Raw genomic sequence first — 20,452 nt, 5'->3', positions numbered from 1 at the left:
TTGCGTCAGATCTTTCTGCCGGCGGCTGCACGGGGCGCTCCCGTGCGCACGCTGCACCACGTGCGTACGTCCGTGCGGTCGAAGCCCCGGCACGTGTTCTTCTGTGCGATGTACACGTACGGAGCATCGGCCCGATAGGTGAAGTGGTAGTAGTAGGTCTGGTCCTTGCCGTACAGCCAGGCATTGGAGGAGCCATCACTGATCACGTACGGTTCGAAGAAGAAGATCGACGACGGCTCGGGAATGAAGTTGCTCCTGTCCATCATCAGCATCATTGCGTTCGATACCAGCTGGGTCGCAAGGCAGGCTGCGAGCGCGCATGCGGCCAGTACCAAGCCTATGGCGGTGGCCGCATGGCGTCGTGCCGCGCTCACGGTGAAGGAGCTTCGGGTGCGGTGGAAGCGCGGCCGCGAAGCGCCTGCCAGAGGGTGATTGACGACACCGACCACAGGGCCAGGAACAGGCTCAGATCCAGCAGCAGCAACCACAGCAGGTGCGTGCCGTAGACCGGGGACTGATGCATCGCGCCCATCGCCAACGGTAACGACCACGCCAGCAGCAGCGCGAAAGCGATCAGCAGGCGCAGCCAGAGCCGACGCCATCGCCATGGGCGCACGATCAGCGTGACAACAGCTATTTCGACCGTGCTCATCACGGCAAAGATCGCAACTGCGCGGACGGGATAGGGCTGCACTTCGCCGGGTTCCAGCCAGCGCTGCATCCAGTAGTCGGTCTGCGTGCCGGCATGAATCAGCGCGGCCATCACCACCAGCCAGATCGTGGCCGCCGCCAGGTAGTACCACCGGGTGTTGCGATCAATCATGCATGGGCTCCTTGCTCGTGCTGCAGGCCGTGGCGCGCGCGGCGAAGCGTGCGCTGGCGGCGATCGCGGCCAGTGCGAGCACGCCCGGGCCGACGGTGAAGTACAGCATGCGCAGCGGATTGTTGTGCATCAGCGTCCAGCCTGCGAATGCGAGCGGAATGACCAGCACCATCAGCTTGGCTGCAAGCGGCCGCAGTACGGCAACCAGCGGCTGTGCGCCGAGAAACAGCACGAACGCGTAGTACTGCGCGAGGCCCAGGCCGATGTTGCCGTGCGAGCTGAAACCGACATGGTTGCCATACCAGGTCATGCCCAGTGGCATCAGCGTCCAATAGAGCGCGGCCACCAGCAGGTGCAGCAGCAGGGAGATCAGCAAAGGCTTACCGTGCAGGAACATGGGCGCAGGCGTCCGGGCGGGGCAGGGTACCCCACCGCACCAGGCCTAGATCACCGCGTGTGAAGACTGTTGACGGCGTGAAGGAATTTGGACACAATAGCGCTCCTTCGACGCAGGTCGAACGGAATCTGCGGGAATAGCTCAGTTGGTAGAGCGCAACCTTGCCAAGGTTGAGGTCGCGAGTTCGAGTCTCGTTTCCCGCTCCAGATTCTACAGGGCCCCGGTAGGGGCCTTGTTTTTCTCCCGCCACGGCAAGGCGGGGCACGTTGGGCCACAAGGCTTTGCGCGCAGTCAGAAAGATGAAATCGCTGGTGTGTGTTCCGGATTTCCGGTACCATGTCGGCTTACGCGGGAATAGCTCAGTTGGTAGAGCGCAACCTTGCCAAGGTTGAGGTCGCGAGTTCGAGTCTCGTTTCCCGCTCCATGTTTCGACAGGCCCCATCGCGGGGTTTTGTCATGTCAGGGGCATCGTTCCTGGCCGCGGTACGTTGGCCTCATGGCAGAGTGGCTATGCACCGGATTGCAAATCCGTTTACAGCGGTTCGATTCCGCTTGAGGCCTCCAATTGAAAAGCCCTGACTCCGGTCAGGGCTTTTTCTTTTTCTGCCCCCCTGCCAATCCGCACTGCTGGCCCGCAGCCGCCCCTGCTAACGTCCGCCTTCACACTCAGGAAGAGGGGCAGGCAGTGCGCGCGATGGCAATCCGGCAGGCGATCTTCGTTCCCCTCGGCGCGATGTTCGCCGCAATCGCGTTCGGCTTCACCGTGCCCGGATACAGCTCGCTGTCGCAGCACCTCAGTGAAATGGGGCTGATGCCCGGCCTGCCGGCAAACCTGTTGACGGCCTGCATCGCGGTCAATGGTGCGGCCATCATCGTCTTCAGTCTTGCGCTGCTGGGCTGGGGCCGCCGTTTCGCACTCACCGCGCTCACGTCCCTCCTGTTCGGCTTTGCCATGCTCAGCAACGGGGTGTTCACCACGGGCAGCCCGCTGCATGGCATGTACTCCATCGGCATCTTTTCCATCCTGACGCCGCTGTTGTTCCTGGTCGAACTCGGGGCTGATGCCTCCCGGCGCATCGCCTGGGTTGCGCGCGCGACCTCGCTGCTGGGGATGCTCTATCTGTGGTTGATGCTGTCCGGCTTCGATCCGCAGCCCTGGCATGGGCTGACCCAGCGCATCGCGTTGCTGCCTGCCTTTGGCTGGTACACCTTTGCAGCGCTGGAACTGAAACGGGTGTTCGGGAACACCTGATGCCGTGTCTGGTTACACTCGGGGCATGAACCAGATCGACAACTTCCGCGGCGCACTGCTCGGACTGGCCTGCGGCGATGCCGTCGGCACCACGGTGGAGTTCAGGCCGCGAGGCAGTTTCAGCCCGCTCACCGACATGGTCGGCGGCGGCCCGTTCAATCTGAAGCTGGGGCAGTGGACCGACGACACGTCGATGGCGATGTGCCTGGCCGAAAGCCTGGTGCGTTGCGATGAGTTCGACCCACGCGACCAGATGACCCGCTATGCCAACTGGTATCGCAACGGGTACTGGAGCGCGACCGGTGAGTGCTTCGACATCGGCATGGCCACGCGCGCGGCCATCGACCAGTTCCTGCTCAGTGGCGAGCCACTGTCGGGCAATGAAGATCCGCGCAGTGCCGGCAACGGTTCGATCATGCGCCTGGCACCGGTGGCGCTGCGCTATGCAGGAATGCCGGAACTGCCGGCGATGGCCGAGCTGGGTTCGCGCACGACCCATGCCGCGCGCGAATGCCTGGATGCCTGCCGCTTGCTGGCCGCTGCGATCGAGCGCGCGCTGGACGGGCAATCGAAGCAGGCCGTGCTGGACCTGCGTGACATCCCGGTGCAGGGCGAGCGCCTGCAGCAGATCGCCGCGGGACACTACCAGCATGCAGGCCGTGAGCAGATCCGCGGCAGTGGCTATGTCGTGGACAGCCTGGAGGCGGCGCTCTGGTGCTTCCACCAGCACGACAGTTTCGCCGCTGCGGTGCTGGAAGCGGCCAACCTCGGCGACGATGCCGATACGACCGCCGCGGTGCTCGGCCAGTTGGCCGGCGCCTTCCATGGCGCTGCGGGCATCCCCGCGCACTGGCTGCAGGTGCTGGCCATGCGCGCGGAAATCCAGGTGCTGGCGGACGCGCTGTATGAACGGAACCGCGTTGCGCGGGCCGGCCAGGGCTTTGCCGCTGCCGGGAATCCGTCGTAGCGTAATCGCCAGCGGGCCGGCATGGCCACGGACAGGAGGTCTGGATGAACGTGAAAACGGGTATTGGCCTGGCGCTGCTGTTGCTGGCACCGCTGGCTTCGGCGCAGGTCTACAAGTGCAAGGGGTCGTCGGGCGAGACGGTCTATTCGCAGGATCCCTGCGGTGCGGGCAGCGAGCCGATGAAACTGCGCTCCAACCGCGCTGCCTCCGAGAGCGCGGGCGAAGCATCCAACCGCGCGGCGGTGTATCGCACCACCGGCATGAGCGATGCGGGCATTGCCGAGCGCAACTGCCTGCAGGGCGAGCAGTCGCGCATCTATGGTCCGCTCGAGTCGCGCACGCAGGCGGTCAACCGTCAGGTGGCCGAGCTGGACCGGCAGTTGGCAGCCGCCCGCAGCACGCCGCCGGATGCGGGCGGCACGCTGCCCAATGCGACCCGCGAGTCGGGCATCCGTGCGCAGATTTCCAGCCTGCAGCAGTCATTGAGTTCGGAGCGGGTCGCTGCCGATGCGCAGATGTCCACGGCGCGCGATCGCTGTGCGTCCGTGCGCCGTGACCAGGAAGACCGGGTGCAGCAGCAATACGCCGCGCCGGAATCCAACGCGTACTGAGCCTGCGCTGCCCGATGTCTCTGACCTGGACCAGGACGGCATTTCGCAGATTTCAGCCAGGGCGTCCCTGGATCACGCGCTGCATGAACGCGGTCACACTTGCAGCTGCCACCAATCTCAAACCGGGACGACATGGGAAGGGGGTATGGTCGAGGTTCGGTCTTCGGGAGCAGCAATGGCACGCAGGGACATGCAACACCGCATGCAGCACGCGGCAGGCCAGCGATGAGCAGATCCTCCGCGGATGTGCGCTGGCTGACATTCCGGCTCAAGAACGGTCAGTCGATCGGGCCGGATCAACTGAAGGACGGCTGGGTGATCGCCGCCGAAACGCGCCATTGCGGCGTGCGCCGCGAGCGCATCGAGGGCTCGGGCGTGGTCTACGCCCTGTATGGCCCCTCCGACCTGCCATCACCGCGCCGCGCGGAACTGCGCATGCGCGATTTCCTGATGCGCTCGGGTTACACCTTCACGATGGGCACGCTGGGCGGCTGACGCCGCCCGTTGCGGTCACTCCACTGCCTCAGGGCCGCACGGTCAGCACCTGGCCGATGGTGCCGATCGGGCCGCGTTCGTCGTGCAGCACCGTACTGGTCAGGCCGATGCCTTCGCTGCCGAACGAAACCGATGTGTCGAAGCCCAGCCAGTCACCCTGCGGCGTGCCGAACAGATGCACGGTCAGGTCGAGGTTGGGGAAGGCGATCTCCTTTGGATGGGCGCGCACGGCCATGCCGTTGGACAGGTCAAACAAGGTGGCGGCACGTGCCAGCGGGCTCACCGTCTCGCCATCGAGCAGCGGCTGCTTCGCGCGTGCCCAGTAGGTCGCACGGCCGGGGCCCTGGTCATCGCGGCGGATCTGCACGTTCTGGATGAAGCCGCCCGGCCACACCGTCGCCGGGTCCCATTCGGGCAGGGTGTCTGCGGCGGCGATCCGCGCCAGCGGCGTGCCGGCAATGGCGGCGGTATCGTTCGGGCGCATCAGCCACGCACGCACGCGCAGGGCCGCACGGCCCTGGTGGCTGAGAGTGGCTTCGACCAGTTCGATGGTGCGGCCACCGCGCAGCACCTGCACGTGTGCGTCCATCGCTTCGATCGGAATGGTGCCGAGGATGTCGTAGGACAGGCGGCCGATCAGGAAGCCGTGGCCACGCGCGGCGGCATCACGCTCAAGATGGTGGGCGAGCAGGCCCATCGCCGGTGCGATGTGCTGCTCGTGGGTGTTCCAGGCGCCACCCACGTGTGCGGTGGGCAGGTAGCGGGTGTCGCTCAGTCGTTCAAAGAAGGCCATCGGTTCACGGGGCAGTGGAATGGGATGCGCGGCGCGCGGTGCGCTGTACCGCCATCGTAGCGCCGCGCCCGCAGCCTCGCCTGCGCGCGAACCCCTCAACGCGCCGCGGCCGCCTTCAGTGCATCCAGCACCTGTGCGCCTGAAAAGCCGCAATGGCCTTCGCCGGCGAGGGGCAGCACGCGCAGTTTCGCGGCACTGCCCGCACGCGCCGCCTGTTGCGGATACACCGCCTGCATGCGCGGCACGATGGTTGGATCGTCGTGGTTGAACTGGATCACCAGCGGCTTCTGCAGGGTGCCGCTAAAGGCCAGCCGCTCGCGCACGTAGGCTTGCCCTGCCGCGCTGGCCTGCAACCGCTGCACGCCCGCGTTGAAGGCGGCATCGTCACCGAAGCCGCTGTAGACCGTGCCGAGGTTGCCGGCCGGCATGCCGGCGGCGCGCTGCGCCAGTTCGTGCAGGACCAGTGCGTGCAGGCTGATCACACCGGCCAGTGCATCGGGCGCCACCTGCAGGCGGGTGGCCAGCTGTGCGGCAGCTACCGGCCGGGTTGCCAGCGCGGCGGCAATGCCCTGGTACAACGCCATCTGTGGCAGCGCAGCGGCCTCGCGTGAGACCAGGCCGCCTGCAGGCAGGCCGTCGGCTTTGGGAAAGAAGTAATCAAAGGCCACCAGGGTGGTGAGCAGATCCTCGGCCAGCGCTTCGCCCGGCAGATTGGCCCCGCACAGCGAAATGCCGCCGTCGTAGGCCTGCGGATGCTGTTCCAGGCTGGCCACGGTGACCGCGCCGCCCATCGAGAAGCCGAGCATCCACGTCCTGCGCACCTGCTTCAGTTCGGCCAGCGTGTGCTGGCGCAGGCGTTCCATGTCGGCCACCGCGTCGGCCACCGCCCAGCCCTGGCTGGAATAGGCGCTCTGCGCGACCGCGTAACCCGCATCCAGCAGGGCCTGGGTGCTGTCGGCCGCCGCCATCGGCGTCGCGCGCGGCACACCGACCGGCTCGTAGCCATGGGCCAGCATCACCAGCTCGCCGTTCCAGTGCGTGGGTACATCCAGCCGCCATGGTGCGCCCTGCAGTTCGCCGTTGAGCGAGCGTGGCGCAGGCGGGGCGGCGGCGTGCAGTGCGGTCGTGGGCAGCAACAGGCCGATGGCCAAGGCCAGTGGAAGCAGCAGGCGCATCGCGTTCGTCCTTGCAGGAATGTGCCGAGCATAGGCGCAGCCCCTGCGGTGCGCGCGCTGCACTGCGACAGCACGCGCACGCCGGGCTCAGGCCGGCGGCTGGCCGGTCGCGGTTTCGATGAGCGTATGGCGGAAGGTTTCCACCAGCGGCCGCAGGTTGATGCGGTGCCAGGCGGCCCACAACGGCGTGCGGTAGCTGAACCACGGCAGCTCGCGCAGCACCACGCCGGCCGGTGCCTGGTGGTCCAGGCTGCGCTGCAGGGTGGTCAGGCCCAGCCCGGCGGCCACCAGGCCGAGCGCGGCCAGCGGCTCGCTGGCTTCCATGGCGATGCTCGGGGTGAAACCGGCCTTGGCGCAGGCGGCGATGAAGGTGTCGTGGCGTAGCGCGCTTTCCTTGTGCATCACCCCGATCCACTGCTGGCTGGCCAGGTCGTCGGGTGTGATCTGCTCGGCGCTGGCCAGGGGATGTCCTGCGGGCAGGGCCAGCAGCATCGGGTCGTTCAGCACCTGGGTGGCCTGCAGGTCCGGATCGTCGAACGCGGGCGGTTCACAGACCAGGGCGATGTCCAGGCTGCGCTGGCGCAGGCCTTCCAGCTGCACGTCCGATTGCTGGTTGTACAGGGCGATATGCACGGCCGGGCGATCGCCGCGCAGCGCGCGCAGGGCGGTGGGCAATACGCCCGAGTGCATGGCGTATTCCAGGTAGCCGATGCACAGGCCGCCCTCGTCGCCCCGGCCCAGGCGCCGGGCCAGCGACTCCAGCCGGTTGGCGTGGGTCAGCAGGGCCCGCGCCTCCGCCAGGAAGGTGCGGCCATCGGCCGTCAGGCGGATGCGCTGCTGCAAGCGCTCGAACAGCTGCAGCTCCAGCCGTTCCTCCAGCTGGGCGATCTGGCGGCTGAGCGGGGACTGGGAAATGTGCAGGCGCTCGGCGGCGCGGCCGACGTGTTCATCTTCGGCGACAGCCACGAAGTAGCGAAGTTGGCGGAGATCGAGCATAAGACCCTGCGGGACTCAAGATTTGAAAATTATGTCTTGGACAGTCTTATCGGGCAAGCCTAGCCTGTGCCTCAACCTCAACAACCTCCGCAGGAGGACGCCCATGAGCATCCATGAACTGCTGGCCGGCAAGACCCTCGGCTTCGGTACCGCCCCGCTGGGCAACATGTTCCGCGACATCCCGGAAGCCGAGGCCCAGGCCACGGTGGACGCGGCCTGGGAGCAGGGCACGCGCTACTTCGACACCGCCCCGTTCTACGGCGCCGGCCTGGCCGAGATCCGCCTGGGCGACGCGCTGGCCAGGCGCAACCGCGATGATTTCGTGCTGAGCACCAAGGTCGGCCGGCTGATCCTGGATGAAGTGGAAGACACCAGCGCCCGCGACCTGGGCGAGAAGGGCGGCCTCTTCGTTGCCGGCCGGCCCAACAAGCTGGTCAATGACTATTCGGCCGACGCCACCCTGCGCTCCATCGACGACAGCCTGAAGCGGCTGAAGACCGACCGGCTGGACATTGTCTGGGTGCATGACATCGCCCAGGACTTCTACGGCGATGAGTGGCTGTCCTACTTCGAGACCGCACGCCGCGGCGCCTTCCGAGTGCTCACCCGGCTGCGCGAGGAGGGCGTGATCAAGGCCTGGGGCCTGGGCGTCAACCGCGTCGAGCCGATCGAACTGACCCTCGACCTGGACGAGGCGCGCCCCGATGGCTTCCTGCTGGCCGGCCGCTACTCGCTGCTTGACCATGAGCGCGCTCTGCAGCGGGTGATGCCGAAGGCGGCCGAGCGCAACACCGGCATCGTCGTGGGTGGGCCGTACAGTTCCGGCGTACTGGCCGGTGGCAGCCACTTCGAGTACCAGCAGGCCTCGCCGCAGATCCTGGCCAAGGTCGAACGCATGAAGGCCATTGCCGCTGCGCACGGCATCAGCATCAAGGCCGCCGCACTGCAGTTCTCGCTGGCCAACCCCGCCGTCGCGGCGGTGATCCCGGGCGCCAGCCGTCCCGAGCGCATCGCCGAAGACTACGCCGCGCTGAAGGAAGTGATTCCGCCCGCGTTCTGGCAGGAACTGCGCGCGCAGGGCATGGTGTCCGCCGACGCGCCGCTGCCCATCGATCTGCGCTGAGCACGGAGGAGACCTGCCATGGCAACCGCATCTGCATCACTCACCGTACCGGCCAGCGCCGATCGCGTCTGGAACCTGATCGGCGGCTTCGATTCGCTGCCGGACTGGCTGCCGTACATCCCCACCAGCACGCTCAGCGAAGGCGGTCGCGTGCGCCATCTGGCCAACCCCGACGGTGATGCCATCGTCGAGCGGCTGGAGGCGTTCGACCAGGCCGGGCGCAGCTATACCTACTCGATCCTGCAGGCACCGTTCCCGGTGACCGGCTACCGCTCCACCCTGCGCGTGGTCGAACTGGACCACGGTGCGCGCATCGACTGGTCCGGCACGTTCACCCCGGTGGGCGTCAGCGATGAAGCGGCCTCGGCATTGTTCGAAGGCATCTACCGTGACGGACTGAGGGCGCTGCAGGCCACGCTGGCGGGTTGAACAACGCGGTTGCCCACGGCGGGGCCGGATTCGATACGATGGGTCGCATCATCCATCACCTGCTTGATCTGGAGTCCTGCCATGGTCGACCGCCTTGCCATCCTGCTGGAACGTTTCGCGGTCAATGCCTCGGTGTTCCATGCCGGCGCGCTGTGTGGCATCAACAGCCTGCAGGGCGAGGACGAGGCCGGCCAGCTGCATCTGGTGCGGCGCGGGCCGGTGCAGGTCAGCCATGGCCAGCAGACCGTGCAGGTGGATGTGCCGAGCCTGCTGCTGTACCCACGGCCGATGCCGCACCGCTTCAGCACCGATCCGCAGCACGGCGCCGACATGGCCTGCGCCAACCTGCATTTCGAAGGCGGCCGGCTCAATCCGATCAGCGCGGCCCTGCCGGATTTCATCTGCATGCCGCTGGCCGATCTGTATGGCGGCAGCGCAGCGCTGGACCTGTTGTTCGAGGAAGCCTTCGAGCAGCGCTGCGGGCGCACGGTGATGGTCAACCGCCTGTTCGAGGTGGTGATGATCCAGGTGCTGCGGCAGTTGATGGAAGGCGGGCAGATGCGCGGTGGCCTGTTTGCCGGGCTTGGCCACCCGCGCCTGCGGCTGGCCCTGGTGGCCATGCACGAGGCGCCGTCGCAGGCCTGGACGCTGGAGGACCTGGCCGAAACCGCAGGGATGTCGCGCAGTGTGTTCGCCGCCAGTTTCCGCGAGGCGATGGGGACCACGCCCGGCCAGTACCTGCAGGGCTGGCGCGTCAGCCTGGCCCAGCAGGCGCTGCGCCAGGGCCGCCCGCTGAAGCGTATTGCCGACGATGTCGGCTACGGCAGCGAGGCTGCGCTGTCGCGTGCATTCAAGGCGCACACCGGGCAGTCGCCACGGCAGTGGCGCGATCAGGATCGCGCCAGCGCCGCCTGAGCGATCAGCCCATCACCAGCCGGGCCAGCTTCATGCCGCCGAAGAGGCCGGCCAGGCCGAGTGCGACCGAACCGCCGGCATACAGGGCGGCCAGCCCATGCTGGCCGCGCTGCAGCAGCAGGCCGATTTCCAGCGAGTAGGTGGAGAACGTCGTGTAGCCACCGAGGATGCCGGTGGTCAGCAGCAGCCGCAGTTGCGGCGATGCACCGTTGCGCAGGGCGAACGCCTCTACCACCACGCCCATCAACAGCGCGCCGCTGATGTTGATGAGGAAGGTGGACCAGGGCCACGGGCTGCCGACCGCAACCCGCGCGCCGAGCAGGTTGCAGGCGTGGCGCAGGCACGCGCCCGCGCCGCCCCCCAGGAAGACCAGGACATAGTTGTTCAGTGCTTGCATCGTTTGCCTCGAGTGCTGGTTCGCAGGATCGACGGCGTACGCAATGGCGGGCACGGCCTGCCATCGACGAACGCCGGGTTCGTCAACAACAGGAGCCATCAGCCATCAAAGGCGGTTATCGGGGGAGCCCCATCCCCATCACCGTCCATGCTACCAGCGACAGGCTGCCCTGCGCAGGAGCGGTCAGGGCAGGGCAGTCGCCACCACGCGGGCCACCTTGCTGCGGCTGATGCCTTCGCGCAGCAGGTCGTTGGCCATCAACCCCAGCGATGCCTGCCGCCGGAAACCAACGTCGAGCCCGCGCCGGGCCAGGATGTTGGCCACCATTTCATAGGCCGTTTCCCAGACATCCAGATACGCCTCGCTGGGCAGGTACATGTAGGCGGTGCCACGTTCGCCCACTGCGCCATCGACCGGACCGAACAGCAGCTCGCGTGGATCCATCTTCACCGCATCGGCGATGCGGAAGAGCTGTTCGGCTTTTACGTGGTCGGCTTTGACGTTGTCGTTGAGCCAGTTGCTGACGGTGGCCGTGGTGCTTTTCGCGGCGCGGGCCAGGTGAGCCGGGCGGGTATGCCCGGCGTCCTTCATGGCGGCGGCGAGTCGTTGTCCAAGAGTATTCATCTATGCAAGCCAGCTTAACGCGTGGATTCAAAAGAATCCTTGCCACCAAAATAAGTCTGATGACGAAAGAGATCGAAAATGGACGAAAAGTGGTGCAAGCGTCACGTGCGCATGCGGCTGGGCCTGGGCACCGACGCTGAGCTGGCCAGGCTCTTTGGAATCAGCAGATCCGCTGTCTCGCAATGGCCTCGCGACGTTCCGATTCCCGCGCTGCGGCGCTACATGCTGCAACAGCGTTATCCGGATCTGTTCCCGGCGGAAAAGAGCGATCAGGCAGAATCGGTCTGATTAACGACCAAAAATGTCGTATCCGGATCGGTCCACCCATTTTGTTAAGCGTGCTTATCGCCATAGGTGAATTCGATGGACAACGGGACGACGGGTGGACGGCAGGTGCGGAGCGGGCGCCGGTGTCGGCTTTGGCGCGACCCGGGGGTAAGGCGGTGACGTCTCCCGCATCATGAACGATTAATAATTTCAATCACAAAAGTCGCCCCCTGTAATTGACCTGTCGTGAAAATTATGACTAATTGGCATCAACCGGCCGTGAAGACCGGGAGTCTTTCAGTAGCACGCAAGTGGATCGGTTGACCGTCAACGATGCAGGACAAGTCCAACGGAGGTCGTATGGAATACGGCATGCATGGCTTGGCTGAACGGGTACGCCGCGAACTGGAAGCCAGTTACCACAAACACGGATGCGGTCCGGCGTTCTGGGATACCTACCAGCAGGTGCTTGACCGCCTGGTTCCGCAGGGAACCGAGCGTACCGAAGTCACCAATGATCTGGCGCTGATCATCGAGCAGCTCGGCATCGTCCGCCGTGCGCAGCTGGTGCCGCCGGACGGCGGGCGCCCGCGCTGAGTCAGCACAGGCGCCAGGCGCCGCACGCCAGCAGGGCCAACAGCAGCGATGCCAGCGCGGTGGTGCGTGTGCGCCACCAGCGGCGCGCCTGCCCGGCCATGGACTGCGGACTGCAGTAGCGCACCAGCCCTTCGCCGAAGCCGGCACGGTGCTGCTGCTGCGCGCATGCTTCCAGGCAGGCCCCGCAGGCAAGGCAATCGGCCTGCGGCCCATGACGGATATCCAGCTGCATCGGGCAGGCCGTCACGCACGCCGCGCAATCGGTGCAATCCCCCAGCCGGTCCGCACTGAAGGTGGGCATCGGCCCGGCCAGCAGCGGATGGGCGGCGCGGAATACGTAGTCCTGCGCGGTTGTCGGGTCGAGCAGGCCACGGCCGCGACCGAGCACGCCACCCAGGGCGGCAGGCCGCGCGCCGCGCGGTTCGCCGCGGCGGGCGTCGTAGAGCATGCGCGGCGTATGCGGATCGGTCAGCAGTGGTTGCAGGCGCGCGAACGGGCACAGCGAACGGCACACCTGTTCGCGCAGGAAGCCCGCATTGCCGTAGGTGGCTGCGGCATAGAACAGCACCCAGAAGGCTTTCCAGCCAGTCCAGCCGCTTGCAGCGGGCAGGCCAAACAGGCCGTGGATGGGGCTGAACAAGCCGACGAAGGTGATGCCGGTCCACAGCGAGAGCAGGATCCAGCACAGCCGGGTTGCGACCGTGGCCACGCGCGGGGGCAGCCGTCGCGACAGCGCGCGGGCGATGCCATCGAAGGCTCGCATCCACAGCGTCTGCGGGCAGGCATGGCCACACCAGACCCGCCCGGCCAGGTGGGTCAGCAGCGCCAGGCTCACCGCAAGCACCGCCAGCAGGCCCAGCAGCACGCCGACGTCATCGGGCCACAGGGTCCAGCCGAACAGGTCGAAGCGGCGCGCGGCAAGGTCCAGCAGCAACGCCTGGCGCCCGTTCCAGCGCAGCCAGGGCAGCAGATGGAACAGCGCCAGCAGGACGGCGCTGAGGGTGCCACGCCAGCGCCAGGGACGGGGCAGGGAGGGCGCGGCGCAGCTCATCCCAGTGGCAGCTCGTCGTCGTCGCCGTCGCCCATCGGCCGCAGCAGGTAGCCGGTCACCGCGCTGGACAGCGCCGTGACCACCCAGAACATGAAAAAGCCTGCGGTGTAGCCCAGCTCGCGGCTGATCACGCTGGCGGGGAAGCTGATGGCCTGCAGCCGCAGGGGATCGACGAAGGCGAAGAACACCACGCTGGCCACGCCGGCGGCGATGAAGCTGGGCCAGAGGATCGCGCCCCAGTGCTGGATCAGCCGCTGGCGGCGGCTGGAAGACGGTGTGTTCATGCGGTCCCAGGTCTGAGGAAGAGGGCGGCGCGTATACTTCGCGCTGGGCGGCGCAGCATCCGCAGGGCGTGCGTCCTGCAAGCGCGCCAGCCTAGGCGTGCTTGGCCGCCTCGACATTGATCTGGATCAACAGCGGCCGCCGCCGCCTTCGGCACACTGCCGATCCGTACTGGGTAACCCGATGAACGCAGCAACCCCGACCGAACTTCCTGTTGCCTCCCTCGAGCTGTGCAGCGAGGAGGAGGTGACCCGCCTGGTCCACGACTTCTATGCGCGGGTGCGCGAGGAGGAGCGGCTGGGGCCGGTGTTCGAGGGGCATGTGCATGACTGGCCTTCGCACCTGGCCCAGCTGGTCGATTTCTGGTCGGCGATGCTGCGCGGCACCCGCCGTTTCAGTGGTTCGCCGATGTCCAAGCACATGGCCATCGCGCTGGACAAGGATCTGTTCGACCGCTGGCTGGTGCTGTTCCACATCACCACTGCCGAGTGCGGCAACCCGCCGATGCAGGCCCTGGCCGACGATGTCGCCAAGCGCATCGCTGAAACCTTCTGGCGCCGCTACCAGATGCTGCGCTGGCCGCAGGTGGGCCTGCCGGTGCTGGGCGTTCGCGGCCAGGATTGATCCAGGTCAAGGCGGTCGCGTCGCGTCAGCGCGATGCTGGCGCCATGGACACGTACTCTCCCGCTGCTGGTGGCCTGGCCTGGACCTTCGACCCCGATCTGCTGCGCCGGCATGACCGGCCGGGACCGCGCTACACCTCCTACCCGACTGCGCCGCACTTCCACGATGGGTTCGATGCGCCGGCCCTGCGCCAGGCGATCGCTGACAGCAACCAGCAGGCGCGCGCGCTGTCGCTGTACGTGCATGTGCCGTTCTGTTCCAGCCCGTGTTTCTACTGCGGCTGCAACCGGGTGATCACCCGTGATCGCGGCCGTGGCCACAGCTATGTGGCGCGGGTGCTGGCCGAGGCCGACCTGCTGGCACCGCAGTTCGATGACGGGCGCGAAGTGATCCAGCTGCACCTGGGCGGCGGCACGCCCAATTTCCTCGATGCCGAGGCAATGACCACGCTGGTGGAAGGGCTGCGCAGGCGCTTCGATTTCAGTGACTCGTCACAGCGCGATTTCTCCATCGAACTGGACCCGCGTTTCATCGATGCCGGTGACGTGGCGATGCTGGCGCGGCTGGGTTTCAACCGTGCCAGCCTGGGCGTGCAGGATTTCGACCCGCAGGTGCAGGAGTCGATCAACCGCGTGCAGGGCGTGCGGCAGACGCTGGACATCCTGCGTGCCTGCCGGGACAGCGGCATGCGCTCGGTCAACGTCGATCTGATCTACGGCCTGCCCGGGCAGAACCTGGAAGGCTTCGGCCGCACTCTGGAACTGGTGCTGGCACTGCGCCCGGACCGCCTGGCGGTCTATGGCTACGCGCATCTGCCGCACCTGTTCCGCGCGCAGCGGCAGATCGACGAACGCCGGCTGCCTTCGCCGGAAGACAAGCTGGCCCTGCTCGGGCTGGCGGTGGAGCGCCTCTCGGCAGCCGGCTACCAGTACATCGGCATGGACCACTTCGCGCTGCCCGAGGAAGACCTGTCGCGCGCGCAGCGTGCCGGCCAGCTGCATCGCAACTTCATGGGCTATACCACCCATGCCGACACCGACCTGCTGGGCCTGGGCGTCAGCGCCATCAGCCACGTGGGCGCTACCTACAGCCAGAACCCGCGTGACCTGCCATCGTGGGAAGCGGCGGTGGACCAGGGCCAGCTGCCGGTCTGGCGCGGCGTCGCGCTCAGCAAGGATGACCAGCTGCGCGCCGAGCTGATCCAGCAGCTGATGTGCCAGGGCGAGGTGGATGGGCGCGCGCTCGGCCGGCGCCATGGCGTGCAGTTCGAGGAGTACTTCGCGCAGGACCTGCAGGCCGTGCAGCGCCTGCAGCAGGACGGCCTGGCCGAATACAGCGAGGGCGTGGTGCGCACCAGTGAGCCCGGGCGGCCGCTGCTGCGCCTGCTGGCGATGTGCTTCGATCCGTATCTGCGCGCAGCGCAGGAGCAACCGCGGTATTCGCGGGCGATCTGAGGCGTGTCGCGCGTGGTGCCCGGAGCCGGAATCGAACCGGCATGGGGTTGCCCCCGGCGGATTTTAAGTCCGGAAGCTCGTGGGTCTTTTCAAGATCATGCGCACGGTTTACCTTGCGGGCAGAATGTGGTGGCAGCCGCAGTGCTGAGCGGACTCACTATGGTTCACAATGACTCTCCGGCGGCTAAGGCTGGCCGCCGGGAAAAGCTAGGAGAGGTCGTCACATGGGCAAGGCGGAAGCTTTGAAGCAATTGATTTCCACACTTATCACTGATGCTGAGAGGATGCGTGCCAACGTTGAAGAACTGCGGCAGATGGGTGTGTCCAATACGGCGCTTGCGGCAAACCTTCGGTCAACATACGAGACAATTGGAACTTTGATCGAAGACCTCATGGTGGAACTCGGTCTTGGTGCGAAGTGAGCCTGTGCCGCTGCCCAGTTCAATCGGCAGCGGCGCCTACTCGATTGGAAGTCGGCGTGCCGCAAGTCCGTCGCACGAAGGTTGGGGATATTCGACGGAAGTTTCCGCAAGGGATTTAACTGATGAAGTTCGCGCGATTCCCCCTCCATTGAGACCAATGGCCACTACTTCTGGGCCCACTGACCTATCCCGGATCCCTCAGAAGCCCCAAGGACTGTCCGGCTTGTCGCAGCGGTAAAAATTGGTGTCCCCATTAAGCAGAACTGGATTCTCCTTGATGAGCTTCCATGCGTAGTCGCTGATGTTGTACGCGAAGCCCTCGGTCAGTGTGCCGGTGCGAGAAGCAAGGTAAATCACTCCCATCGCCGCCAGTCCAGCAACGACGCCATCCTGGTGGCGGAGGAAATTGGAGCGAGTGTTCAACGCGAAGTAATACCGGAGGATTTGCTTCTCCGGCTCCGTAAGTTTCTGGAGGCGATCCACTATCGCGTCGCGTTTCTGCTTGGTTTCCCACGCAATAAGGGCGAGCCGCCACAACCAAATCAGCGCGGACAGTGTCGTCAGTACTGCGCAGACGGCGAAAACTAAGCCGATCCAGCCCTTGTAAGCGGACACCCAGTCCGACAGGCCGAGACGCTCGTGGATCGAAGCGGGCAGAAAAAGTGCGCCTCCTGTTAGCAGCATTCCTGCGACAAGATAGCGTGGCCCCAATTTCAGTACGTCGGCAATGCCTTTGATCCATTCCATCTACCAACCCCTGTCATATCCGGGGCAATCATATCCCTTCCGGCTTTGATCGGAGTGCTCTGTCAAGGGCGTACACCACATGGAAGGATTTAATTGCACTGCTTGGCCTTTGGGATCGAGAGACTTCACGATGACGACGCTGATTTCCCTTTGAACGAGCCCGAAATCCTCGTGGTGGTCTCCGACTGGATCCTTCGCGAAAAGCGAGCGCGCGAGCGCATCCTCAACACAGGCGGCAAGCGCTTCTATGAGTTCGCTGCGGCGGTTTGACAGGATCGCGCCGAAGGCATGAAGGGGCTGCAGGCCGCCGACCACGCCTCCTGCGAGCGCCAGTGGTTGAAGGACTACTACGACGACAAGTGGCACCACATCGAGGTCCGCGTGGTCAGGACGAACCGATAGCCTTCAACGGCGCCATGTGAAGCATCGAGAGCGACACCGATGGGCACATCGCCACGGTGGCCGGAGACCTATCCCGGGGGATCGGTGATCGCGTCAACTGGAAGAACTACATCGAGCTTCGCATCCGCGCCGTGCACTTCAGGACACAGCCGGTGGTCGTGTGACCGGTCGGAAGTGCCGCGTCACGCATCTTCTGCGAGGTCACGTGGACCCGAAGCACCTACCGCGCCGCGCTCTGCGCGGCTTCAAGCGTAGTCCCTAGCTGGTCCTGCTGGATCACTGATGGGACTGCACCATCGCGCTCTCGCTGAGCACCTACGCACACGTTCGTTCGAGGTACTTGGAGAGGGAATGGGCGCGCTTTATGACCGTCGCAGGTCAGTGTCGGAAGGGAGTACACTCGCGACAATGCGTCGCCCTGCTCCAAGGAGAACGATCCTGCTACTGACGTAAAGTTAAACAAAGTCAGCTGGTTGGTGGTGCCCGGAGCCGGAATCGAACCGGCATGGGGTTGCCCCCGGCGGATTTTAAGTCCGATGCGTCTACCAGTTTCGCCATCCGGGCCTTGCAGCGCGCGCCGATTGTAACGGAATCGCTGCCCATGCCGGCAGATAACACCGCCTTTACGCAACCGGCTGCAGCGCTGGGTACAGTCCGCCAACTCTCCCAGGAATGGCGACATGCACGGATGTGGCAGGCGATGGATGCGGTGCGCGCTGATGTTGGCCGCGTGTCTGGTGGCCGGCCCGCTGTCGGCGCAGCCGGCGCCGCCACCAACCGAAGCGGTGGTCGACCTCGACACCGTGCAGGTGACCGGCGAACAACCCGGCCCGGGCCTGTGGAAAGTGACCGGCCCGCAGGGGCACGTGCTGTGGATCCTCGGCACGGTGTCGCCGCTGCCGGCGCGCATGGAGTGGCGATCGGACGAGGTCGAACGCACCATCGCCGGCGTCGATCATGTGCTGGGTGATCCGGGCTTCGGCCTGGACGCGAAGATCGGCTTCTTCAAGGGCCTGACGTTGCTGCCGCTGGCGAAGAAGACCGCGCGGGACCCGCAGGGACGTACGCTGGACCAGGTGCTGCCTGCACCAACCTATGCACGCTGGTCGGGTCTGAAGCAGACCTACCTGGGCAACGATCGTGGCGTGGAGAAGGATCGCCCGCTGGTGGCCTCCGGCCGGCTTTACCAGGCGTTCCTCAAGCGCAACGGCCTGCGCGACAGCAAGCAGGTCAAGGAGGCGCTCAAGCGGGCCTACAAGGCCCACGACCTGGAACCGGAGGACGTGCAGGTCAAGCTGAAGATCGATGACCTGCGTGGTGCGCTGAAGGAACTGCAGGCCTCGGAAGTGGATGATCGTGCGTGCTTCGAACGGACGCTCGACACGGTGGAATTCCAGGCGCCGGTGCTGCGCGAGCGCGCCAATGCCTGGGCGCTGGGCGATGTCGCCGCGCTGAAGCGGCTGCCCTTGTCCGCGATGGCGCAGAGCTGCCGCGAGATGCTGCAGGACTCGGAGTTCGTGCGCCGCCGCGGCTGGAGCAACCTGCCGCAGCAGGTGCGTGCGCGGTGGCTGCAGACAGCCGACGCAGCGCTGGCAAAACATGCCGCCACGTTTGCGACGATGCCGGTCAGCCAGCTGCTGGGTGAGGGCTATCTGGAAGAGCTGACGCAGCGTGGCTACGTGATCGAGGCCCCGCCGGAATAGCCCACGCTTGAAGTCCCCGTGCTTCCTGTCATATTTCTCCGTATCGGGGGAAGGGGAGCGGGAAATGGCGTTGCATGCGTTTGCCTATGTCAGTACGGCCAGGGAAGGGCTGGAAGTGCCCGATCTCGATGCGCTGCTGGCCGACGCGACGCCCTTCAACCGCATGGCCGGCGTGACCGGTGTCCTGATGTTCGATGGCAGCCGCTTCCTGCAGTACATCGAAGGTCCGCGCGATGGCGTGGCATCGGTGCATGCGCGCATCCTCAACGCGCGCCGCCATGGCAGCATCAGCGAACTGGCCTCCGGCGACCTGCAGTCGCGCTGGTTCCCGCGCTGGACGATGGCCAACCGCATGATCGATGCGGCCACCCTGGACAGCATCGTGACCGCGCCCTGGCAGGGCTTCGACAACGCGCCGGCATCGTGCAGCCACGGTTTCGCGCTGCTGCTGCAGGCCTGGACCGGCGGCCATGGCGAACTGGAGCCGGCTGCGGTCAGCCTGGGCTCCTGAGCGGGGCGTGGCCCGCCGCCGCCGGAGCGGTTAACCTTGGCGGCCTGCTTGCCTGCCTTCGGAAATCCGGATGACCCAGACCCTGTCGCTGCCTGAGAGGCATCGCGCATGAGCGCACCCATCGGTGCTGCACAGCGGCCGCTGCCGGCCGTGATCGGGCTGGGCTACGTCGGCCTGCCGCTGGCCGTAGCCTTCGGCCGGCACATTCCCACCCTCGGCTACGACATCGACGCGGCGCGCATCGCCGAACTGGGCAGTGGCCAGGACCACACCCTGGAGATGGAGCCGGAGGAGCTGGCCGAGGCCACGCAGCTGCGCTACAGCAGCGCCCCCGCGCAGCTGGACGCCTGCAACGTCTACATCGTCACCGTGCCGACGCCGATCGATGCCTACGAGCAGCCGGACCTGGAGCCGCTGCGCTCGGCCACGCGGCTGGTGGCCGGCCACCTGCGCGCCGGTGACCTGGTCATCTACGAATCCACCGTCTACCCCGGCACCACCGAGGAAGTGTGCGTGCCGCTGCTGGAAGAGGGCTCGGGGCTGCGCTTCAACGAAGATTTCTACTGCGGCTACAGCCCGGAACGGGTCAGCCCCGGTGATCGCCAGCGGCGCCTGGCCGACATCCGCAAGATCACCTCGGGTTCGACCCCGGCGGTGGCCGCGGTGGTTGATGGCCTGTATCAGCGCATCATCGCCGCCGGCACCTTCCCGGCGCCGTCGATGCGGGTGGCCGAAGCGGCCAAAGTGGTCGAGAACATCCAGCGTGACGTCAACATCGCCCTGGTCAACGAGCTGGCGCTGATCTTCGATCGCCTTGGCATCGACACCCAGGACGTGCTGGACGCTGCTGGCAGCAAGTGGAATTTCCTGCCGTTCCGCCCCGGCCTGGTCGGCGGCCACTGCATCGGCGTGGACCCGTACTACCTGCTGCATAAATCCGAGAGCGTGGGCTACCACCCGGACCTGATCCACACCGCGCGGCAGGTCAACAACCGTGTCGGCGAACACGTGGCCACGCGCGTGCTGGCGATGCTGGCCGAGCGGGGCCGCGAAGCGGCGCAGTCGCGCATCCTGGTGCTGGGCGTGACCTTCAAGGAAGACTGCCCCGACCTGCGCAACAGCCGTGCGCTGGAACTGGCCCAGCGCCTGCAGTCCGCCGGTGCACAGGTGCAGGTCAGCGATCCGTGGGTGGGGCCGGCCGCGCTGGCCGATGCGGACGTGCATTGGGTGGCCGAACCGCAGGCCGGGCTTTACGACGCGGTCGTGCTGGCGGTGGCCCATGCCAGCTTCAAGACGCTGGATGAAGCGCGCATCCGTGCCCTGCTGGCGCCGGGCGGGCTGGTCTACGACGTGAAGTCGGCCTGGCCCCGCAGCGTGGTCGACGACCGCCTGTAG

The 20,452-nt window shown here is 66.2% G+C and carries 27 protein-coding genes, 5 tRNA genes and 1 riboswitch; of the genes, 19 read left to right on the top strand and 13 right to left on the bottom strand.

Annotated features, from left to right (window positions below; all coding sequences use genetic code 11):
- Positions 1-5: 5 nt before the first annotated feature.
- The 3 genes from AC3WL7_RS00770 to AC3WL7_RS00760 are packed head-to-tail and all read right to left on the bottom strand — an operon-like array spanning position 6 to position 1,220.
- Entirely contained in the window at positions 6-374 is a 369-nt protein-coding gene (locus AC3WL7_RS00770; RefSeq protein ID WP_492748992.1) for a hypothetical protein, read from the bottom strand.
- Positions 371-823 carry a hypothetical protein gene (locus tag AC3WL7_RS00765; protein WP_492748990.1) on the bottom strand — a complete coding sequence of 151 codons (453 nt, stop codon included), beginning with the start codon at positions 821-823 and terminating at the stop codon, positions 371-373. The genes AC3WL7_RS00770 and AC3WL7_RS00765 overlap by 4 nt, the downstream gene beginning before the upstream one ends.
- Positions 816-1,220 carry a hypothetical protein gene (locus AC3WL7_RS00760; protein ID WP_492748989.1) on the bottom strand — a complete coding sequence of 135 codons (405 nt, stop codon included), beginning with the start codon at positions 1,218-1,220 and terminating at the stop codon, positions 816-818. Before AC3WL7_RS00760 ends, AC3WL7_RS00765 begins: the two co-directional genes overlap by 8 nt.
- 130 nt (positions 1,221-1,350) lie before the next feature.
- Here AC3WL7_RS00760 and AC3WL7_RS00755 point away from each other — a divergent pair.
- The 7 genes from AC3WL7_RS00755 to AC3WL7_RS00725 all read left to right on the top strand — a co-directional run bounded on the left by AC3WL7_RS00755 (position 1,351) and on the right by AC3WL7_RS00725 (position 4,545).
- Positions 1,351-1,426, top strand: a tRNA-Gly gene (locus AC3WL7_RS00755).
- A 142-nt stretch (positions 1,427-1,568) separates the two neighbouring features.
- Positions 1,569-1,644, top strand: a tRNA-Gly gene (locus tag AC3WL7_RS00750).
- 66 nt (positions 1,645-1,710) lie between these two features.
- Positions 1,711-1,784: transfer RNA gene (locus AC3WL7_RS00745), tRNA-Cys, on the top strand.
- A gap of 1 nt (position 1,785) precedes the next feature.
- On the top strand, positions 1,786-2,472 hold the full coding sequence (locus tag AC3WL7_RS00740) for a DUF998 domain-containing protein (protein WP_492748987.1): 687 nt from the start codon (positions 1,786-1,788) through the stop codon (positions 2,470-2,472).
- A 25-nt stretch (positions 2,473-2,497) separates the two neighbouring features.
- Complete coding sequence (locus tag AC3WL7_RS00735; RefSeq protein ID WP_492748986.1) at positions 2,498-3,439, top strand: ADP-ribosylglycohydrolase family protein; 942 nt, start codon at positions 2,498-2,500, stop codon at positions 3,437-3,439.
- A gap of 44 nt (positions 3,440-3,483) precedes the next feature.
- Positions 3,484-4,050: a DUF4124 domain-containing protein gene (locus tag AC3WL7_RS00730; protein WP_492748984.1), complete on the top strand. Its 567-nt coding sequence runs from the start codon at positions 3,484-3,486 to the stop codon at positions 4,048-4,050.
- Between the two features lie 225 nt (positions 4,051-4,275).
- Positions 4,276-4,545, top strand: a complete 270-nt coding sequence (locus AC3WL7_RS00725; RefSeq protein WP_079221395.1) for a hypothetical protein — start codon at positions 4,276-4,278, stop codon at positions 4,543-4,545.
- Positions 4,546-4,573: 28 nt separating this feature from the next.
- Here the strand turns inward: AC3WL7_RS00725 and AC3WL7_RS00720 are convergent, their stop codons facing one another.
- From AC3WL7_RS00720 to AC3WL7_RS00710, 3 genes are all read right to left on the bottom strand, one after another.
- Entirely contained in the window at positions 4,574-5,338 is a 765-nt protein-coding gene (locus AC3WL7_RS00720; RefSeq protein ID WP_492748982.1) for a thioesterase family protein, read from the bottom strand.
- Positions 5,339-5,433: 95 nt separating this feature from the next.
- A complete protein-coding gene (locus AC3WL7_RS00715) occupies positions 5,434-6,513 on the bottom strand; it encodes an alpha/beta hydrolase family protein (protein WP_492748980.1) in 1,080 nt (359 codons plus the stop codon).
- 87 nt (positions 6,514-6,600) lie between these two features.
- Positions 6,601-7,509, bottom strand: coding sequence for a LysR family transcriptional regulator (locus AC3WL7_RS00710; protein WP_492748978.1), 909 nt, complete (start codon positions 7,507-7,509; stop codon positions 6,601-6,603).
- Between the two features lie 103 nt (positions 7,510-7,612).
- Here AC3WL7_RS00710 and AC3WL7_RS00705 point away from each other — a divergent pair, with 103 nt between their 5' ends.
- The 3 genes from AC3WL7_RS00705 to AC3WL7_RS00695 all read left to right on the top strand — a co-directional run bounded on the left by AC3WL7_RS00705 (position 7,613) and on the right by AC3WL7_RS00695 (position 9,976).
- Positions 7,613-8,632: an aldo/keto reductase gene (locus AC3WL7_RS00705; protein ID WP_492748977.1), complete on the top strand. Its 1,020-nt coding sequence runs from the start codon at positions 7,613-7,615 to the stop codon at positions 8,630-8,632.
- A gap of 18 nt (positions 8,633-8,650) precedes the next feature.
- Positions 8,651-9,061, top strand: a complete 411-nt coding sequence (locus AC3WL7_RS00700) for an SRPBCC family protein (RefSeq protein WP_492748975.1) — start codon at positions 8,651-8,653, stop codon at positions 9,059-9,061.
- A gap of 81 nt (positions 9,062-9,142) precedes the next feature.
- The gene (locus AC3WL7_RS00695; protein WP_200733337.1) at positions 9,143-9,976 is read left to right on the top strand and encodes an AraC family transcriptional regulator; all 834 of its coding nucleotides are present in this window, start codon (positions 9,143-9,145) and stop codon (positions 9,974-9,976) included.
- 4 nt (positions 9,977-9,980) lie between these two features.
- On the opposite strand, the gene crcB is transcribed toward AC3WL7_RS00695, so the two are convergent.
- A complete protein-coding gene (gene crcB, locus AC3WL7_RS00690; protein ID WP_079221402.1) occupies positions 9,981-10,373 on the bottom strand; it encodes a fluoride efflux transporter CrcB in 393 nt (130 codons plus the stop codon).
- A gap of 82 nt (positions 10,374-10,455) precedes the next feature.
- Positions 10,456-10,519: riboswitch (Fluoride riboswitch) on the bottom strand.
- A 37-nt stretch (positions 10,520-10,556) separates the two neighbouring features.
- Complete coding sequence (locus AC3WL7_RS00685) at positions 10,557-10,997, bottom strand: helix-turn-helix domain-containing protein (RefSeq protein ID WP_234458485.1); 441 nt, start codon at positions 10,995-10,997, stop codon at positions 10,557-10,559.
- Between the two features lie 78 nt (positions 10,998-11,075).
- Between AC3WL7_RS00685 and AC3WL7_RS00680 the strand changes: the two genes are divergently transcribed.
- Together AC3WL7_RS00680 and AC3WL7_RS00675 are read left to right on the top strand one after the other, a co-directional pair.
- Positions 11,076-11,285, top strand: coding sequence for a helix-turn-helix domain-containing protein (locus tag AC3WL7_RS00680; protein WP_492748969.1), 210 nt, complete (start codon positions 11,076-11,078; stop codon positions 11,283-11,285).
- A gap of 339 nt (positions 11,286-11,624) precedes the next feature.
- A complete protein-coding gene (locus AC3WL7_RS00675; RefSeq protein ID WP_079221405.1) occupies positions 11,625-11,861 on the top strand; it encodes a hypothetical protein in 237 nt (78 codons plus the stop codon).
- Between the two features lies 1 nt (position 11,862).
- Here AC3WL7_RS00675 and AC3WL7_RS00670 read toward each other — a convergent pair whose 3' ends face one another.
- Positions 11,863-12,912 (bottom strand): 4Fe-4S dicluster domain-containing protein, encoded by a 1,050-nt coding sequence (locus AC3WL7_RS00670; RefSeq protein ID WP_492748965.1) that lies wholly within the window; start codon positions 12,910-12,912, stop codon positions 11,863-11,865.
- Positions 12,909-13,196, bottom strand: coding sequence for a hypothetical protein (locus AC3WL7_RS00665; protein ID WP_492748963.1), 288 nt, complete (start codon positions 13,194-13,196; stop codon positions 12,909-12,911). The genes AC3WL7_RS00670 and AC3WL7_RS00665 overlap by 4 nt, the downstream gene beginning before the upstream one ends.
- A 181-nt stretch (positions 13,197-13,377) precedes the next feature.
- Here AC3WL7_RS00665 and AC3WL7_RS00660 point away from each other — a divergent pair, with 181 nt between their 5' ends.
- Together AC3WL7_RS00660 and hemN are read left to right on the top strand one after the other, a co-directional pair.
- Positions 13,378-13,818 carry a group III truncated hemoglobin gene (locus AC3WL7_RS00660; RefSeq protein ID WP_108746423.1) on the top strand — a complete coding sequence of 147 codons (441 nt, stop codon included), beginning with the start codon at positions 13,378-13,380 and terminating at the stop codon, positions 13,816-13,818.
- A gap of 44 nt (positions 13,819-13,862) precedes the next feature.
- Complete coding sequence (gene hemN, locus AC3WL7_RS00655) at positions 13,863-15,272, top strand: oxygen-independent coproporphyrinogen III oxidase (protein ID WP_492748961.1); 1,410 nt, start codon at positions 13,863-13,865, stop codon at positions 15,270-15,272.
- Between the two features lie 13 nt (positions 15,273-15,285).
- Here the strand turns inward: hemN and AC3WL7_RS00650 are convergent.
- Positions 15,286-15,393 (bottom strand) — tRNA-Leu (locus tag AC3WL7_RS00650).
- 103 nt (positions 15,394-15,496) lie between these two features.
- On the opposite strand from AC3WL7_RS00650, the gene AC3WL7_RS00645 reads away from it, so the two are divergent.
- The gene (locus tag AC3WL7_RS00645; RefSeq protein WP_492748959.1) at positions 15,497-15,694 is read left to right on the top strand and encodes a hypothetical protein; all 198 of its coding nucleotides are present in this window, start codon (positions 15,497-15,499) and stop codon (positions 15,692-15,694) included.
- Positions 15,695-15,892: 198 nt separating this feature from the next.
- Here the strand turns inward: AC3WL7_RS00645 and AC3WL7_RS00640 are convergent, their stop codons facing one another.
- Positions 15,893-16,441 carry a super-infection exclusion protein B gene (locus tag AC3WL7_RS00640; RefSeq protein WP_492748958.1) on the bottom strand — a complete coding sequence of 183 codons (549 nt, stop codon included), beginning with the start codon at positions 16,439-16,441 and terminating at the stop codon, positions 15,893-15,895.
- A gap of 102 nt (positions 16,442-16,543) precedes the next feature.
- On the opposite strand from AC3WL7_RS00640, the gene AC3WL7_RS00635 reads away from it, so the two are divergent.
- Complete coding sequence (locus AC3WL7_RS00635; RefSeq protein ID WP_492748956.1) at positions 16,544-16,711, top strand: hypothetical protein; 168 nt, start codon at positions 16,544-16,546, stop codon at positions 16,709-16,711.
- A gap of 609 nt (positions 16,712-17,320) precedes the next feature.
- Here the strand turns inward: AC3WL7_RS00635 and AC3WL7_RS00630 are convergent.
- A tRNA-Leu gene (locus AC3WL7_RS00630) sits at positions 17,321-17,407 on the bottom strand.
- Between the two features lie 155 nt (positions 17,408-17,562).
- Between AC3WL7_RS00630 and AC3WL7_RS00625 the strand changes: the two genes are divergently transcribed.
- From AC3WL7_RS00625 to AC3WL7_RS00615, 3 genes are all read left to right on the top strand, one after another.
- The gene (locus AC3WL7_RS00625) at positions 17,563-18,546 is read left to right on the top strand and encodes a TraB/GumN family protein (RefSeq protein WP_492748954.1); all 984 of its coding nucleotides are present in this window, start codon (positions 17,563-17,565) and stop codon (positions 18,544-18,546) included.
- Between the two features lie 64 nt (positions 18,547-18,610).
- The gene (locus tag AC3WL7_RS00620) at positions 18,611-19,057 is read left to right on the top strand and encodes a BLUF domain-containing protein (RefSeq protein WP_079221411.1); all 447 of its coding nucleotides are present in this window, start codon (positions 18,611-18,613) and stop codon (positions 19,055-19,057) included.
- Positions 19,058-19,165: 108 nt separating this feature from the next.
- Positions 19,166-20,452: a nucleotide sugar dehydrogenase gene (locus tag AC3WL7_RS00615; protein ID WP_492748952.1), complete on the top strand. Its 1,287-nt coding sequence runs from the start codon at positions 19,166-19,168 to the stop codon at positions 20,450-20,452.

Source organism: Stenotrophomonas sp. FW305-3-2-15-E-LB1 (genome assembly GCF_058787375.1).
The sequence above is the reverse complement of the archived record's forward strand: the minus strand, read 5'-3'. Positions and strand labels throughout refer to the sequence as shown.

What these genes read in the sequence shown, in the direction of transcription:
- AC3WL7_RS00700 (WP_492748975.1), top strand. Translation starts at nt 8,651, where the DNA reads ATGGCAACCGCATCTGCATCACTCACCGTACCGGCCAGCGCCGATCGC.
- AC3WL7_RS00715 (WP_492748980.1), bottom strand. Translation starts at nt 6,513, where the DNA reads ATGCGCCTGCTGCTTCCACTGGCCTTGGCCATCGGCCTGTTGCTGCCC.
- AC3WL7_RS00720 (WP_492748982.1), bottom strand. Translation starts at nt 5,338, where the DNA reads ATGGCCTTCTTTGAACGACTGAGCGACACCCGCTACCTGCCCACCGCA.
- hemN (WP_492748961.1), top strand. Translation starts at nt 13,863, where the DNA reads ATGGACACGTACTCTCCCGCTGCTGGTGGCCTGGCCTGGACCTTCGAC.
- AC3WL7_RS00615 (WP_492748952.1), top strand. Translation starts at nt 19,166, where the DNA reads ATGAGCGCACCCATCGGTGCTGCACAGCGGCCGCTGCCGGCCGTGATC.
- AC3WL7_RS00730 (WP_492748984.1), top strand. Translation starts at nt 3,484, where the DNA reads ATGAACGTGAAAACGGGTATTGGCCTGGCGCTGCTGTTGCTGGCACCG.
- AC3WL7_RS00765 (WP_492748990.1), bottom strand. Translation starts at nt 823, where the DNA reads ATGATTGATCGCAACACCCGGTGGTACTACCTGGCGGCGGCCACGATC.
- AC3WL7_RS00705 (WP_492748977.1), top strand. Translation starts at nt 7,613, where the DNA reads ATGAGCATCCATGAACTGCTGGCCGGCAAGACCCTCGGCTTCGGTACC.
- AC3WL7_RS00645 (WP_492748959.1), top strand. Translation starts at nt 15,497, where the DNA reads ATGGGCAAGGCGGAAGCTTTGAAGCAATTGATTTCCACACTTATCACT.
- AC3WL7_RS00725 (WP_079221395.1), top strand. Translation starts at nt 4,276, where the DNA reads ATGAGCAGATCCTCCGCGGATGTGCGCTGGCTGACATTCCGGCTCAAG.
- AC3WL7_RS00685 (WP_234458485.1), bottom strand. Translation starts at nt 10,997, where the DNA reads ATGAATACTCTTGGACAACGACTCGCCGCCGCCATGAAGGACGCCGGG.
- AC3WL7_RS00640 (WP_492748958.1), bottom strand. Translation starts at nt 16,441, where the DNA reads ATGGAATGGATCAAAGGCATTGCCGACGTACTGAAATTGGGGCCACGC.
- AC3WL7_RS00660 (WP_108746423.1), top strand. Translation starts at nt 13,378, where the DNA reads ATGAACGCAGCAACCCCGACCGAACTTCCTGTTGCCTCCCTCGAGCTG.
- AC3WL7_RS00625 (WP_492748954.1), top strand. Translation starts at nt 17,563, where the DNA reads ATGTTGGCCGCGTGTCTGGTGGCCGGCCCGCTGTCGGCGCAGCCGGCG.
- AC3WL7_RS00675 (WP_079221405.1), top strand. Translation starts at nt 11,625, where the DNA reads ATGGAATACGGCATGCATGGCTTGGCTGAACGGGTACGCCGCGAACTG.
- AC3WL7_RS00760 (WP_492748989.1), bottom strand. Translation starts at nt 1,220, where the DNA reads ATGTTCCTGCACGGTAAGCCTTTGCTGATCTCCCTGCTGCTGCACCTG.
- AC3WL7_RS00680 (WP_492748969.1), top strand. Translation starts at nt 11,076, where the DNA reads ATGGACGAAAAGTGGTGCAAGCGTCACGTGCGCATGCGGCTGGGCCTG.
- AC3WL7_RS00665 (WP_492748963.1), bottom strand. Translation starts at nt 13,196, where the DNA reads ATGAACACACCGTCTTCCAGCCGCCGCCAGCGGCTGATCCAGCACTGG.
- AC3WL7_RS00735 (WP_492748986.1), top strand. Translation starts at nt 2,498, where the DNA reads ATGAACCAGATCGACAACTTCCGCGGCGCACTGCTCGGACTGGCCTGC.
- AC3WL7_RS00695 (WP_200733337.1), top strand. Translation starts at nt 9,143, where the DNA reads ATGGTCGACCGCCTTGCCATCCTGCTGGAACGTTTCGCGGTCAATGCC.
- AC3WL7_RS00670 (WP_492748965.1), bottom strand. Translation starts at nt 12,912, where the DNA reads ATGAGCTGCGCCGCGCCCTCCCTGCCCCGTCCCTGGCGCTGGCGTGGC.
- AC3WL7_RS00620 (WP_079221411.1), top strand. Translation starts at nt 18,611, where the DNA reads ATGGCGTTGCATGCGTTTGCCTATGTCAGTACGGCCAGGGAAGGGCTG.
- AC3WL7_RS00710 (WP_492748978.1), bottom strand. Translation starts at nt 7,509, where the DNA reads ATGCTCGATCTCCGCCAACTTCGCTACTTCGTGGCTGTCGCCGAAGAT.
- crcB (WP_079221402.1), bottom strand. Translation starts at nt 10,373, where the DNA reads ATGCAAGCACTGAACAACTATGTCCTGGTCTTCCTGGGGGGCGGCGCG.